Source organism: Ahrensia sp. R2A130 (assembly GCF_000179775.1).
Classification (GTDB): Bacteria; Pseudomonadota; Alphaproteobacteria; order Rhizobiales; family Rhizobiaceae; genus Pseudahrensia.
The window spans coordinates 50,027-64,672 of the sequence record NZ_AEEB01000017.1 but is presented as its reverse complement, the minus strand read 5'-3'; the positions used below and the strand labels follow the sequence as shown (position 1 = coordinate 64,672).

Here is a 14,646-nt window from a genome sequence, read left to right as displayed (position 1 = left end):
GGCAACTGCTTCAATCTCACTCAGAATTTCGCACCAAAATGCAAAAACCCGCCCCGACTGATGTCGGGACGGGCTCCTGTCGTCCGGCTTGCAAGAACGATTACTTGCTGATGCGCAGATCTGCGAGGCGCTCGGCGATCTTCTCGAACGTATCGATCAGAGCGGCATTGTTGTTAGCGTCGAAGTAGAGCTTGCCACCACCAACGTCTGAAGATGCACAGTCTTCCAAAGTCGCTTTCACGCTGGAACCGTTTGGAACGTCAAAGGCGATCGAATAGATCGTGATCCCGGCGTTCTTGGCGTTCGTGCAGGTCTCCGTAAGATGTTCATCCATGGCTTTGGTGAAGGTCTGGCTGTTGTGACCAGGGTTGGCTTCACCATCGTAACCATCAAAGATGCGGCCCTTCACCGAGTGACCATGGCCACCATAGAAGCTTTTGTTATCCTGAGCATATTGATTGCCGTAGATGTTCGTCGGGTAATACGTGTTGTTACCGTCGGTCATGATGATCATGATCTTCTTGTTGTCTTCGGCGTCATAGGGGCGGCCCTCGGTGAAGGGTTCACCCGGCGAAAGCGTGCGCCAACCCCAAGCCACGCCCATTTGAACGTTGGTCGCACCAGACGCCTGCATTGAGGTTAGCTTGGCCTGTGTCGTATTCTTGTTGTCCGTCAGATCCGAGACCGAAACAGAAGAACACATGCTGTTTGGACCTGCGCCCATACCCAGCGGGTTGCTGTTACCAACACTTGGACGATTGCCGCCGTCATCGGTGAAATATTTATTGATCCACTCCTGACGCTTGTACTGGTTGCCACTGGCGTAGCCGGTGTTCGCTTCGGACTTGACGTGATCAGCACCATTTTTATCGTCGAAATTATGCGCATCATCCAGATAGTTGTTCTGGAAATCCTTCTCGTCGATGCGCTGGTAGTCTTCCCACACCTGCTGGGTGTTGGTCGGGCGGATCAGATTGCCACGGTTGTATTCAATCCGGTCGTCCCAGTGTGGGCGGTAGGAAGGATTGGTGTAATGCTCGCGGCCGCGGCGATTATCGCTCCAACGGTTGCAATAGCGAATGGTGCGACGCCCGTTTTTGCTACCCTGGAAGCGCGTGCAATGGGGATCCGCACCAACCACGATGTTGCTCAATCGCTTGTTGTAATCATTATCCCAGTTGTCCGGTGTATCCGGCGCGAAGGACGGCACGATCAGCGTATCCGGGTTAGAGATCGACGGCGTATCATCCTGTGTGTGGTAAGGATGTGGGCGCTGTTCGACACAGCCCTGCCAGCTTGTGTTCGGCAAGCTATCATAAAGCGTGAATCGGCTGAGCGCCTGCCCGTTGGACTGAAGATAACGGCCGCCCGAGAACGAGAAATCAGTAGATGTAGACGGATCAATCATTTCCCAGTGGGTGCTGGAACGGCCCTGCGTGTCCATCCATGGTTCGTTGCGGTTGTTGGTGCCGACATTCACGGTGGCCGCGAATGGCACAACCGAGAACTGGATAGCCTTGTTGGCTGAACCCATGGTGGTGTGCAGCGTTTCGACAAGGCTGTTTGACGCCTGTCTCAAAGTACCAATCTTGCCGTTCCAGCGCATAGAACCGGAATTGTCGAGCACGAGTGCGATCTCGATCGTATCGTTACCACACTCCACCGTGGACGACGCACTGAGAATAAACTCTTCCTGACCCTTGACGATTTTGTTGGCACCAAACCCTTTTTGCTGGGATTGATCGACAAAGGACAGGCTGAAGAAACGATCGTGGGGAAGCGTGGCAGTGGTGATGACACCCTGCACTGCACAATCGCCATCACCCATGTCAAAATTGATCTGGCCCTCACGAACAGCCTTTTCACCCAGATGGGAAAGGTTGGAACGGAAGACTTCTTCACCGATGTCCTTGGATGTCTGCACCTGACCGGTGGCAGCAAGGTTTTTAGCAGCAGCGATCGCACCCGCGTCCACAGCGCTCTGAAAATTTACGCGGGCACGGTAAAGTTCAGCATAATCTGCACCAGCACCAATGGCCATCAACATCACCGGCAAAGAAAGCGCCGTGAAGACGAAGACGTTGCCACGTTCATCATCACGGAACCGTTTTACCGTGTTCGACAGCACTGCCCGGCTGCGCTGCACCAACGATTTAGCTTTGTGGGTAGAGATGGACATCTTCATGCTCCGCTTTCTTAATTCTAACTGGCAGCCACCCTGCTCGTCCGATCCGTCCCCGCCCTCACATCCCCGTGATAGACTTGTTGCTGGACGCACCGATGGCGTTGCCGTCGAAGACCCATAATGCACACGCCGGGTTTCCGCCCGGTTTCGAGAAGTGGTTAAACATCCGGGTATTGAGGAAGGCTTTGGTAACCACGACACGGTGCTTTGAAGGCAAGTTGAGAGCGTCCAGGAGTCGAAAAATTCCGAGCGCTTCTTGACGACGGCGGACCGCCTCACTATCTCAACCGGGTCCGTTGGCACTCATCTTAGGGGAGTGCTAACGATCCATCCATCTTCGACAGAACAGGCGACCTTCAACCGGAGGACGCCACGAAATACAGGATTGCTACAACATGGCAAAAACGAAATTTCGCCCGCTCCACGACCGCGTCGTAGTGCGCCGCGTGGAAGCCGATACGAAAACGGCCGGCGGCATCATTATTCCAGACGCTGCACAGGAAAAACCAGCTGAAGGCGAAATCGTCTCGGTGGGTTCCGGCGCCCGCGACGAAGCTGGCAAGCTCGTCCCGCTGGACGTCAAAGCCGGCGACCGCGTGCTCTTCGGCAAATGGTCCGGAACAGAAGTGAAGATCGGCGGCGAAGACCTGCTGATCATGAAAGAGTCCGACATTATGGGAATTATCGGCTAATCGCCGTCACCCTTTTTCGCACTTCAAATAACTGAAATTTTCCAGACGCCATGAACCGCGTCTAACAGGAGAAAAATCCAAATGGCTGCAAAAGAAGTCAAATTCGGCTCCGACGCCCGCACCCGCATGATGCGCGGTGTGGACATCCTTGCCGACGCTGTAAAAGTCACGCTCGGTCCTAAAGGCCGCAACGTCATTCTCGACAAATCCTTCGGCGCACCGCGCATCACCAAAGATGGTGTTTCCGTTGCCAAGGAAATCGAACTCGAAGACAAGTTCGAGAACATGGGCGCACAGATGGTTCGGGAAGTTGCTTCCAAGACCAACGACATCGCCGGTGACGGCACCACCACAGCAACCGTTTTGGCTCAGGCCATCGTGCGCGAAGGCGCAAAAGCTGTTGCTGCCGGTATGAACCCGATGGATCTGAAGCGCGGCATCGACGCTGCGGTCGATGAAGTCGTCGCATCGCTCAAAAAGATGTCCAAGAAGATCAAGACCTCCGACGAAGTCGCACAGGTCGGCACGATCTCCGCAAACGGTGAAGCTGAAATCGGCGGTCGTATCGCTGAAGCCATGCAGCGCGTCGGCAACGAAGGCGTCATCACGGTTGAAGAAGCCAAGTCGCTGGAATCCACCCTCGACGTCGTCGAAGGCATGCAGTTCGACCGCGGTTACCTGTCACCATATTTCGTGACCAACCCGGAAAAAATGCTCTGCGAACTGGATGATCCTTACATCCTTCTTCACGAGAAAAAGCTGACCTCGCTTCAGGCGATGCTGCCAATCCTCGAAGCTGTTGTTCAGACCGGCAAGCCGCTTCTCATCATTGCAGAAGACATCGAAGGCGAAGCTCTTGCGACCCTCGTGGTCAACAAGCTGCGCGGTGGCCTCAAGGTCTCTGCTGTCAAAGCACCGGGCTTCGGCGACCGTCGTAAAGCGATGCTCGAAGACCTCGCCGTTCTGACCGGTGGTTCCGTGATCTCCGAAGAACTCGGCATCAAGCTGGAAGGCGTCACGCTCGATATGCTCGGCACCGCCAAGCGCGTCTCGATCTCCAAAGAAGAAACCACGCTCGTCGACGGCGCTGGCAAGAAAAAAGACGTTGAAGGCCGCGTTTCCCAGATCAAGAAGCAGATCGACGAAACCTCTTCCGACTACGACCGTGAGAAACTGCAGGAACGTCTGGCGAAACTCGCCGGTGGTGTTGCCGTCATCTCCATCGGTGGTGCAACGGAAGTTGAAGTCAAAGAGAAAAAAGACCGCGTCGACGATGCGCTAAACGCTACGCGCGCAGCCGTTGAAGAAGGCATTGTTGCCGGTGGTGGTGTGGCTCTACTGCGCGCTTCCAACAACATGAAGACCGAAGGCGAAAACGCCGACCAGGCAGCTGGTGTCGCAATCGTCAAACGTGCGCTTCAGGCTCCGATCCGTCAGATCGCTGAAAACGCTGGTGACGAAGGTTCCGTGGTCGTGGGCAAGATCCTCGATCAGAAATCGGCAACCTACGGCTACAACGCAGCCAACGGCGAATATGGCGACATGGTCGCCATGGGCATCATCGACCCGGTGAAAGTGGTTCGCCACGCTCTCCAGGACGCAGCCTCCATCGCATCGCTCCTCATCACCACCGAAGCTATGGTTGCTGAAAAGCCAGCCAAAGAAGGTGCTGGTGGCGGCGGCGGAATGCCCGACATGGGCGGAATGGGTGGCATGGGCGGCATGATGTAAATCACGCCACTTGTTGCCTACCGAAGTTCAGAGGCCGCCCATAACCGGGCGGCCTCTTTGCGTTTGGGCTGTATGGCCCATGACTTTTTGTTGCTTCGCTGCGCTGCGCGGGCGGAATGGGTGGCATGGGCGGCATGATGTAAATCACGCCACTGTTGCCTACCGAAGTTCAGAGGCCGCCCATAACCGGGCGGCCTCTTTGCGTTTGGGCTGTATGGTCCATGATTTTTTGTTGCTCTGCTTCGCTGCGCGGGCGGAATGGGTGGCATGGGCGGCACCGTTTACCTGTAGAAGCGCCTTCTTTGCTGCCGAACATTTCTGCGGTTAGTCTTTCGATCTTTATTGGAAATTCAGGGGAAGACATGGAGCGACGACTCGAATTGATCGGCGAAATGACGCTTCCGATATGGATCCATCTCATTGCCGTTCTGCTGGCTGCCATTATCGGCGCGTTCGTTTTGTGGCGGCGTAAGGGGGATGGCCGTCACAAACTTTGGGGGCGCTGCTGGGTCGTGCTGATGGCCGTTGTTGCTATCAGTTCGTTCTGGATAGTCGAGATTATGGATGGCGGATTTAGCCCGATCCATCTGCTTTCGATCTACACATTGTCTTCGATTGCGATCGGCGTTTACTCGATCAGATTTGGCAAACGCACACCGGCAGCCATCGAGCGACATCGCGATGCACTGCAAGGCCTGTACGCAGCCGGCATAATGGTTGCAGGGGCGTTCACGCTTATGCCCAACCGGTTACTCGGCAGGCTAACCTTTGGCGAGAGCTATCCGTGGATCAACTATGGGCTGGTCGCGATCATTGCGGTGTGCGGATTGTGGCTCATGTTCCAAACTCATTTCCGCAAGATCGACGTCCGTCAATTCGTCCATAGATGAAAAAGACCGCGTCCCTTCAGACGCGGCCCTTTCGAGTTGTGACCCTTGCATCAGGACGCTATTTCAAGCCCATGCAATTCGCATAAAACGTCGTCGTTGCTGGCCAGTCGGAGAACAGACCAACCACGCCGACGTCTTTATTCAGCACATCCATCAGCTCATAGACGTCACCTTCGTTCTTGGTGATGTCGTTCGATGTCTGGAAGTACCAGCCGCCACCACCGGTCAGCAGACCGGAGCGTTCTGCGGTCCAGGTGATGATCTGCAGGCCTGCTTCTCTCGCCTTGGTGGCGTAGAGCGAAGGCACAAGTTTGCCATCCGTCACCTTCACCAGCACCCACATTGGCGGGGCTATGTAGTTGACGCCGCGCTCCTTCAGGCTGGCCATGGTGTTATCCCAGGTGGACTCATCTTCCGGCGACCAGCCTTCGATGTCGTAGCTATCATCGAGATAGACGGCCTGCTTGCCGAAGTCCGGCTCGTTTTCGATCCAATAGAGAACGTCTTCCAGATTGAAGCTCTGCGCCCACACATCGGAAGCCGGAACACCGGCGGCCTTATACTCGTCAATCATTTTTTGCGCGTAATCGGCCTGGCTGAAACCGTCCATGGGCATGTCCACCGATGGTGATTTCAGTTCCGGCGTGAATTTTACGCCCAGCCCTTTGAACAGTTCGATTGATTCCGCATGGGTCATCAACGTGCCGGAACCTGCATATAGATCGGTGCGGAAACCAGCGGTGCCGTCCATATAGGCTTCCACCGTGGTGGCGCTGCTATCGGCTGCATCCATCTTGCCGCCCAGCGTGCGGAAGTCGGCCAGTGTGATGTCGCTCGCGCGGCATTCAGCGGCGGCTTTCGTGTCGCCGGAAGCTGCGGTGAAGCCTGCAGTGCATTGCGCGGCCAATGGCGTGGCCAGAATGTTGGTAGTGGTGTGCAGATCGTTCTGCGCGTGACGGCAAACCAATTCCTTGTCCTTGGTGAACGTCACGTCACATTCCACGATACCGGCACCCATGCGGGCGGCAGCCGTGTAGCTTTCTTTCGTGTGTTCGGGAAACAGCAGCGGTGCGCCGCGGTGGCCGATCGACCAGTCCGACTTCGTGAAAGGCCCAGCCTTGCAGGCCTGCAGTTTGGTCTTCAACTCGCTGTCGTCCATCTGGTCCACAAGCCAGAACGGGCGCGGGCCGAGTTGGATGGAGGCGTTGGAATGGCCATCGGCAAAGGCCGTTGCTGGCAGGAAGGCGGCGGAGGCGAGGCTGCCGAGTATGGCGGTGGTCAAAAGGCGCTTCATGTTCATTCTCCCAAATGGGGTGCTGCGTTCAGGTTGTCCTTCACCAGCCCCGGATGACAGTTGGCAGACACAAACATGACGCTTCCATGACAGGTTGACGCATACGGAACCTCTCTGTGGACAAGCCGTTGTCTTGATGAACGTAACCAAGCAGGAGACATGAAATGGCCAATACAGACCAGTCCGAAGGCATGGGCAAAAAAATCGTCGGCACCATCAAGGAAGCCGTGGGCAAAGTGACCGGTGACAAGGAAACCGAGGCCGAGGGCCAAGTGGACCAAGCCGAAGGTGAGGTTCAGAAAACCTGGGGCGACGTTAAAGACAAGCTCTAAGCACCGCACACATTGTACCGAAGGGGCCGCTTTCACATATGGTGAAAGCGGCCCTTTTGCATTCGGAGACGACCATGACACTGCCCACCGAGAACGTGCTCGATTTCCCCCGCCCAGCCATTTGCGAGGCTTTCGACAAACGCCTGACGGTGGAGTTCGGTGGCAAGGTGATCGCGGATTCGAGCCAAAACTGGCGCGCATTGGAAACCTACCACCCGCCGACGTATTATCTGCCTGTCGCCAGCTTTGCCGATGGCGTGTTGGTGGCCAACCCGCGCCGCAGCCTGTGCGAGTGGAAGGGGCAAGCCGCCTATTTCGACATCGTGGTGGGCGACCGCGTGGTGGAAACCGCCGCATGGACCTACCGCAATCCCACGCCCACCTTCGCCCCCATCGCGGGGCTGATCGCGATCTATGCCAAACCGATGGACCGCTGCACTGTGGCGGGGGTGGACGTTATTCCCCAGCCCGGCAATTTCTACGGCGGCTGGGTGACGCCGAATATCGAAGGCCCGGTCAAAGGCGCGCCCGGCACGACACATTGGTGAAAGTCCGGTACAGTGGGCAAGTTGTAACCGAGGCACAAAGGCTTTAGGCAGAGCGCGAAATTCCTGCCCTCCTGCCGGACGATTTTCCCATGGCGAAACCGAAAAAACCGCAGCGTCTCAAGGCGCAGCAGCCGCGTGGCTTTGGCGACCGCAGCGCTGCCGATATTCGCGCCACCGACGCCATGATGGCGAAGATAAAGGGCGTCTATGAACTCTACGGTTTCGACCCCGTGGAGACGCCATTTTTCGAATATACCGACGCGCTGGGCAAATTCCTGCCGGACACCGACCGTCCCAACGCGGGCGTGTTTTCGCTGCAGGATGATGACGAAAAATGGATGAGCCTGCGCTACGATCTCACCGCGCCGCTCGCCCGCCACTTCGCCCAAAACATCAACGATCTGCAAACGCCCTACCGCACCTATCGCGCCGGCTGGGTGTTCCGCAACGAAAAGCCCGGCCCCGGCCGCTTCCGCCAGTTCACGCAATTCGATGCCGATATCGTAGGCGCTCCGAACGCGAGCGCCGATGCTGAAATGTGCATGATGATGGCGGACACGATGGAGGCGTTGGGCCTAAAAGGTCAGTATGTAGTCAAGGTAAACAGTCGAATTCTAATTGACGCCATCCTAAATGTAATTGGTCTATCGAATCCTGAAGATGAAGGGCGACGATTGGGAGTCCTCCGAGCCTTAGATAAGCTGGACCGGCTTGGGGAAGTAGAAGTACAGAAGCTACTAGGGGCCGGACGAAGAGACGATAGTGGCGATTGGACTGACGGCGTCAAATTGACGAGCTCACAAATTGAAAAATTTTCTAATCTCCTAACTTGGCAGAAAGCCTTCACTGAAAAAAAACGCCCTGACAAGGTTTTTTCGCTGCAAAGAGTAGTTGTTGAGGACGACGAGAATGTTGGCTTTTCATACAAACTTGATTGGCTTCCAGTTGATGAGCCTGAAGCTCTAACTCCAGATGAATTTTTTGAAGAAAGCCTCCTCCTACTGCCTCAGGTAATTACTTCTTTCGGTGCAAATTTCTCAGGGTCCGAATCGTTGAGAGATTTGGACTATTCTGAGATTGATGAGCGGTTTCGCAGCGAGTTGAAGAGAGGCTACGAAAATCTATTCGATACAATTTTGATGTTACGAGAGGTTGGGTACGGTAGCGAAAAAATAGCTGTTGATCTCACATGCGTCCGTGGTCTCGAATATTACACCGGCACCGTCTTCGAATGTGAACTCACCTTCCCTGTGAAGAACGAGAAGGGCGAGGAGGTCGTGTTCGGCTCCGTCGCTGGTGGCGGTCGTTATGATGGGCTTATCAAACGGTTCACCGGTCAGGACATTCCGGCGACCGGCTTTTCCATCGGCGTGTCGCGCTTGATGACGGCGTTGAAGAACCTCGGCAAGCTGAACGAGGACGAGGTGCTGGCACCCGTGATCGTCGGCGTGATGGACCGCGATGCCGATGCGCTCGCGGGCTATCAGAAGATGGTGCAGGAGCTGCGGCAAGCGGGCATTCGCGCCGAGATGTATCAAGGCAACCCGAAACAGTTCGGCAAGCAGCTACAATACGCAGACCGTCGCGGCAGCCCCATCGCGATCATTCAGGGTTCGCAGGAACGCGAAGCTGGCGAGGTGCAGGTCAAAGACCTCGTGGAAGGCCTGCGACTTTCAGAAGAAATCACCGACAACGCCGAATGGCGCGCCGCCCGCCCCGCCCAGCGCACCGTAAAGCGCGAGGACTTGGTGGACACCGTGAAAGCCGTGCTGGCAGAGCAAAAGGCCGAGCGCGAAGCAGAAGCTGCGGCGACCTAACCGTGCCTCTCTTCACCGCCCTTTCGGACCATCTGGCCGCCGTCGCGTCGCCCGTCGATGTCGCAATTCTTCAACCTGCTGATCCGTTTTTGGAAACGGCAGGCGAAGACATGCGCCGCCGCATCTTCATAACGGAATCAGGTTCCGGCGAAACGCTGTGCCTGCGACCGGAATTTACGATTCCGATCTGCATGAATTTCGTCGCCTCCGACGAGGCCGCACGGCGCTGCTCTTATGGCGGCACGGTGTTTCGCCAATCACGGGGCAGCGCTGCAGAATTCCGCCAAGTGGGCATGGAAGATTTGGGCCGCACCGACACCACCGCCGCTGATGCCGACGCCCTGCGCGACATGCTGGCCGCGCTAGACGCTGCGGGCCGCGCAGCGGATGAAGTGGAACTGGGCGACCAGGCGCTATTCGCCGTGGTGGTGGAAGGTTTGGGCCTGCCCGCCGGTGTCGGCGACCGCCTGCTCCGCAGCTTCGGCGCGCCGAACCAACTGGCTGCGCTGTTGGATAAATTGAGCGCGGCAACACCCGTCCGCAACAAGAACGACGAAGACCGCCTCGCCCGCGATGGCAATAAAGCCGCCCTCGAGGCGCTGGTGCGCGAGCGCATGGCCGCCGCCAACCTGTCGCCCAAAGCGGGCCGCTCGCCGGAAGACATCGCCCGCCGCATGATCGAGCGCGCCGCCATCGCCGGGTTCTCGCTGGAGGCCGATCAGCTTTCCGTATTGCGCGGGTTCCTCAATCTGCGTTGCCCGTTGGGCGAAGCCAAAGATCAGCTTTCTGCATTCGGTGCCAAGAACAATCTCGACTTTGGCGACACGCTATCCGCCTTTGCAGATCGCGCCGCACAACTCAGCGACACTGGCACCACCTTAACCTACCGCGCCTCGCTGGGGCGCAATCTAGGTTACTACACCGGCATGGTTTTCGAAGCCTCACGTGGCGGCGTGTTGATCGGTGGCGGTGGCCGCTATGACGGGCTGTGCAGCCTGCTCGGCGCAGACGCTACCGTCCCAGCCGTCGGTTTTTCCATCGCATTGGACCGGCTGGAGGACGCGGCATGAGCCTAATAATCGCCATTCCGTCCAAAGGCCGCTTGAAGCAGGATACGATGGACGTGTTCGCCAAAGCCGGGCTGACCATCGTACCGCCCGCCGATGAACGCTCTTACCAGACCACCGTGGAAGGCCGCGATGACATCGAGATCGCGTTCCTTTCAGCGTCGGAAATCGCAGGCGAACTCGCCGCTGGTTCCGTGCATCTGGGGGTAACGGGCGAAGACCTCGCGCGGGAAAAAATCGCGGGCGTGGATGAGGCAGTGTCCTTCGTCGCGCCGCTGGGCTTCGGCCATGCCGATGTGGTGGTCGCCGTGCCGGATGCTTGGATCGACGTGGACACGATGGCCGACCTTGATGATGTGGCCGCACACTACCGCCAGCGCACGGGCCGACGCCTGCGGGTGGCGACGAAATACTGGCAGCTGACCCAGAACTGGTTCGGCCAACACGGAATCGGCGTCTATCGTATTGTGGAAAGCCTGGGCGCAACCGAAGGTGCACCGGCAGCGGGCAGCGCAGACGCGATTGTCGATATCACAAGCACCGGCTCCACCATTCGCGCGAACAATCTGAAAGTGTTGGATGACGGTGTGATTTTGAAAAGTCAGGCCACTTTGATCGAAAGCAAGCGGGCTGACTGGGGTCATGCAGCAAAAGCTGCGCGCGATGATGTAGTGGCGAAGGTGCTGGCAAGCCTAGGCGGCTGAACCCGGCACCACGAACGCCTGCCGTTCCGCCTCCACGACATCGCGATACTCGCACCCTTCGATATGGTCGTTGACCATGCCCATGGCTTGCATGAAGGCGTAGCACGTCGTGGGACCGACGAAACTCCAACCGCGCTTTTTCAACTCTTTGGATAGGGCCGTCGACTCCACAGTGTGGGGCGTGAATGCTGCGTCGGCGTCTATGGTGGCGGGGCGCGTGTCGGGACAATAGCTCCAGAAAAACGCGCCTAGGCTGCCTTCCATTGCTTCCATTTCCAACGCACGTGCGGCGTTGTTGATGGTGGAGACGATCTTGCCACGATGGCGCACGATGCCCGCGTCGTTCACCAACCGTTCGATGTCCGCATCATCGAATTTCGCCACTTTGGCGTAGTCGAAGCCGGCAAAGCCTGCGCGAAAATTCTCACGCTTTCGCAGGATCGTCAGCCATGACAGGCCGGACTGGAAACCTTCCAGACAGATCTTTTCGAACAGCTTGATGTCGTCGTCCTGTGGACGGCCCCATTCACGATCGTGATAGGTGCGATAATCGTCCTTGTCGTCGTGCCAGTTACAGCGCACCTTGCCGTCAGACGGGCTGCGGATGAGGCCTTTTGGAAGGGTGTCGTTATTGGTCATAGATCGGTTCCGGTCGGCGGGGCGTTTTAAGGATGTTACACATTTGTCGCTGGCGCGGGCTAGAGTGGCACGGTGAGCAGTCAGCGATATGCATGTAAGGGCGGAACGATGAAGGGGACTGTGCGATACGCATTTGCAGCACTCGTCGCGTTTTCGCTGCTTACGTTCGGCAGTGTAGCGCAGGCCGAACAGCGACCCTACCCCGGCGCGCCCTACACAAACGCGCAGGTGATCGACGGTTTTCGGCGCACCGTTTTCGGGTCTGAATATTACGGGCTGCTGAACCCAGCCATCGTTCGCAAATATGACAAGCGGGTGCTGATGTATATCGACGCTTCACGCGCCCCTTCGCGGAGACAGGCGGTGGCGAATTTTGCGTCCAGCCTGCCGGGCCTTATTCCGGGCTTGCGGTTGAGCGTCACGACGAACCGGTCCCACGCCAATTTTATCGTGCACCTGACGCCTAAGCGCAGTTTTCGTTCAACCGCCACCAAGGTGCTAAAAGGCGGAAGGCCACCAGCCACCAGCCAGTGCCTTGTCGTTGCGGAATACAACTCCTCCGGCATCGAAAGCTCAGACGCCATCGTGGTGACGGATCGTGGTCAGGCGACGTTTGAACGGTGTTTGCGGGAGGAAATTTTGCAAGGTCTCGGCCCGCTCAATGATGATGCAACGCTTCGCTTCAGCATGTTCAACGATACATCGAGGCTTCGCCGCTTTCGCCGTTTCGACCGACTGATAATGGCCATGTTGTACGATCCGCTGCTGCGGCCAGGCAAATCAAAGGCCAGTGTGGAGCCACTTTTGCCAGTGCTTTTACGCCGCGCGATCCGCAATATTTCGCGCCGTTAGCGCTGTTTTGGTTAACACCGGCTTGCTGTTTTGGGGCGTTAACCACAGCTTTTAGGGCGCTCTTCACCCTAGGCAAAAGTAAACAGGTGGTTTCGACCGTCTGAACAATTCGATTCATATTTGAGTCGCGAACTCCTCTGCATGTTGAAGGCTGAACCACGAGCCGAACATGTAACGAGGACGTCTCCATGCCCTTCTCCATCACGAAATCATTGACGCTGCTTGGCGTAGCTTTCAGCGGCAGCGCCATGCTGTTGGCCGTCGAAGCTGCAAGCAGCGAAGCCACCGCAGGCCAACGCTATGCAACACCACCGCCGCTGACATTGAGCTCCGACCTTTCAGCGCCTTGGACATTGCAGCTGGCCCCGCGCAGCCGCGCCAGTCGTGATGCACGTCGCCGTGCGCTTTCGCAGCGGACCCGCGCAAAACGCCAAAGACAGATTCGCAAAGCGCGCAGCACTGCGCCAAGACCATCCAACGTTGCGCGCACTGGCGTCACCACAGCTTCGCTTCGCACGACGCAGCCCATGACAAGCCACGCAGGCATCGACCCGGCATTGCTGCCAACGCGAGTGTCCTGGAGCGGTACGGAAAAGCCCGGCACGATTATCGTTGATACGGTTCAGCGCAGACTGTTTCTTGTCGGTCGCGATGGTTCGGCACGTCGCTACGCGGTTGGTGTGGGCAAGCCGGGCTTCGAATGGGCTGGTTCTCACAAGGTGACGCGCAAGATGGAATGGCCGTCCTGGACACCGCCGAAAGAAATGATTGCCCGCGTTAAGCGCGAATCCGGGCGCGATCTGCCGGCCTTCATGGAAGGTGGTCCGAACAACCCGATGGGCGCACGTGCGCTTTATCTCGGTTCTTCTATCTACCGCATTCACGGCACCAATCAGGCGTGGTCTATCGGTAAAGCGGTGTCATCGGGCTGCATTCGTATGCGGAACGAAGACGTGATGGACCTTTACGAGCGCGTTCCAGTGGGTGCGCGCGTGAAGGTGCTGTAAAAACCGGCAACAGCGCATGCGGTCGTCTCGCAACAACGCCTGCGGCCTTTTCGCAACAATGTCATGCGGGAAGGCCGTTTGCACTGTCCAGTTGATCGACAGCGCAGGCGGAATCGCGCTACAGCGTGACCATAGATTGAACGGCGTCAGGTGATGGCACGTTTACCGCGGAAATGGATAGTATGATCAAGACCCTCATCATTGGCGCAGCAGCGCTTGTAGCCTCTACAGCGCTGACCACGGTTGCAGCGCAGGCGGAAGCTACAATTTCGGTCTATGGCGGCGCGAATTTCTCGCCCCATTCCACAGTGAAAACCCGCTCCGCAGCAGGCCAGCCTTTGACCCGCCGAAACGTTGGTTGGGACGGTGCATCCTTTGAAATGCCGCCCTATTACGGCGTTCGCGCAACATGGTGGCTCGAGCAGATGCCATCGGTCGGTATCGCCATCGACTTCACTCATGCCAAAGTCATTGCTGATCCAGTTCCTGCCGGTTTCACCAAGCTTGAGTTCACCGACGGCATTAACTTCCTGACGGCTAATGCGCTATACCGTCACCAGATGGACAACGGTTTCACGCCCTATGCCGGTATCGGCTTGGGCCTCGCCATACCGCACGTCGAAGTTGATTTTGCAGGCGGCAACTCGACTTCAGAATATCAGGTCACAGGCTTTGCAGCGCAGGCGCTAGTGGGTGTCGATTACAAACTGACAGACAACTGGTCGCTCTTCGTTGAAGGCAAATCGACCTACGGTCAGGTTGATGCAGACCTTACGGGCGGCGGTTCGCTGGAAACCAACATCATAAGCAATCAGGTGATCTTCGGGGTGACCTACAAACTGTTCTAATCGCAGGCACCAGAATTGAAAACAAAAGGGCCGGTTTCCA

The 14,646-nt window shown here is 57.2% G+C and carries 14 protein-coding genes; 11 read left to right on the top strand and 3 right to left on the bottom strand.

Features of this window, described 5'->3' with window-relative positions:
* Positions 1-100: 100 nt before the first annotated feature.
* Positions 101-2,386 (bottom strand): pilus assembly protein TadG-related protein, encoded by a 2,286-nt coding sequence (locus tag R2A130_RS09490; protein WP_156798466.1) that lies wholly within the window; start codon positions 2,384-2,386, stop codon positions 101-103.
* Between the two features lie 194 nt (positions 2,387-2,580).
* Between R2A130_RS09490 and groES the strand changes: the two genes are divergently transcribed.
* From groES to R2A130_RS09475, 3 genes are all read left to right on the top strand, one after another.
* Positions 2,581-2,877 (top strand): co-chaperone GroES, encoded by a 297-nt coding sequence (gene groES / locus R2A130_RS09485; RefSeq protein ID WP_009757809.1) that lies wholly within the window; start codon positions 2,581-2,583, stop codon positions 2,875-2,877.
* An 81-nt stretch (positions 2,878-2,958) separates the two neighbouring features.
* Positions 2,959-4,608 carry a chaperonin GroEL gene (gene groL / locus R2A130_RS09480; protein WP_009757808.1) on the top strand — a complete coding sequence of 550 codons (1,650 nt, stop codon included), beginning with the start codon at positions 2,959-2,961 and terminating at the stop codon, positions 4,606-4,608.
* 362 nt (positions 4,609-4,970) lie between these two features.
* A complete protein-coding gene (locus R2A130_RS09475; protein WP_050786109.1) occupies positions 4,971-5,498 on the top strand; it encodes a DUF2306 domain-containing protein in 528 nt (175 codons plus the stop codon).
* 58 nt (positions 5,499-5,556) lie between these two features.
* Here R2A130_RS09475 and R2A130_RS09470 read toward each other — a convergent pair whose 3' ends face one another.
* Positions 5,557-6,792 carry a glycerophosphodiester phosphodiesterase family protein gene (locus tag R2A130_RS09470; protein WP_009757806.1) on the bottom strand — a complete coding sequence of 412 codons (1,236 nt, stop codon included), beginning with the start codon at positions 6,790-6,792 and terminating at the stop codon, positions 5,557-5,559.
* A 164-nt stretch (positions 6,793-6,956) separates the two neighbouring features.
* Between R2A130_RS09470 and R2A130_RS18110 the strand changes: the two genes are divergently transcribed.
* From R2A130_RS18110 to hisG, 5 genes are all read left to right on the top strand, one after another.
* Positions 6,957-7,124 carry a CsbD family protein gene (locus R2A130_RS18110; protein WP_009757805.1) on the top strand — a complete coding sequence of 56 codons (168 nt, stop codon included), beginning with the start codon at positions 6,957-6,959 and terminating at the stop codon, positions 7,122-7,124.
* A gap of 74 nt (positions 7,125-7,198) precedes the next feature.
* A complete protein-coding gene (locus R2A130_RS09465) occupies positions 7,199-7,672 on the top strand; it encodes a DUF427 domain-containing protein (RefSeq protein WP_009757804.1) in 474 nt (157 codons plus the stop codon).
* Between the two features lie 89 nt (positions 7,673-7,761).
* Positions 7,762-9,489, top strand: a complete 1,728-nt coding sequence (locus tag R2A130_RS09460) for a HisS family protein (protein ID WP_009757803.1) — start codon at positions 7,762-7,764, stop codon at positions 9,487-9,489.
* Between the two features lie 2 nt (positions 9,490-9,491).
* On the top strand, positions 9,492-10,559 hold the full coding sequence (locus tag R2A130_RS09455) for an ATP phosphoribosyltransferase regulatory subunit (RefSeq protein ID WP_009757802.1): 1,068 nt from the start codon (positions 9,492-9,494) through the stop codon (positions 10,557-10,559).
* Complete coding sequence (gene hisG / locus R2A130_RS09450) at positions 10,556-11,260, top strand: ATP phosphoribosyltransferase (protein WP_009757801.1); 705 nt, start codon at positions 10,556-10,558, stop codon at positions 11,258-11,260. Before R2A130_RS09455 ends, hisG begins: the two co-directional genes overlap by 4 nt.
* On the opposite strand, the gene R2A130_RS09445 is transcribed toward hisG, so the two are convergent.
* The gene (locus R2A130_RS09445; RefSeq protein WP_009757800.1) at positions 11,249-11,899 is read right to left on the bottom strand and encodes a DNA-3-methyladenine glycosylase I; all 651 of its coding nucleotides are present in this window, start codon (positions 11,897-11,899) and stop codon (positions 11,249-11,251) included. The genes hisG and R2A130_RS09445 overlap by 12 nt on opposite strands.
* Before the next feature lie 108 nt (positions 11,900-12,007).
* Here R2A130_RS09445 and R2A130_RS09440 point away from each other — a divergent pair, with 108 nt between their 5' ends.
* The 3 genes from R2A130_RS09440 (at position 12,008) to R2A130_RS09430 (ending at position 14,606) form a co-directional block, all read left to right on the top strand.
* On the top strand, positions 12,008-12,751 hold the full coding sequence (locus R2A130_RS09440; RefSeq protein WP_040305592.1) for a DUF2927 domain-containing protein: 744 nt from the start codon (positions 12,008-12,010) through the stop codon (positions 12,749-12,751).
* 188 nt (positions 12,752-12,939) lie between these two features.
* Entirely contained in the window at positions 12,940-13,758 is an 819-nt protein-coding gene (locus R2A130_RS09435; protein ID WP_009757798.1) for a L,D-transpeptidase, read from the top strand.
* 182 nt (positions 13,759-13,940) lie between these two features.
* Positions 13,941-14,606 carry an outer membrane protein gene (locus R2A130_RS09430; RefSeq protein ID WP_009757797.1) on the top strand — a complete coding sequence of 222 codons (666 nt, stop codon included), beginning with the start codon at positions 13,941-13,943 and terminating at the stop codon, positions 14,604-14,606.
* The last annotated feature ends 40 nt before the right edge of the window (positions 14,607-14,646 follow it).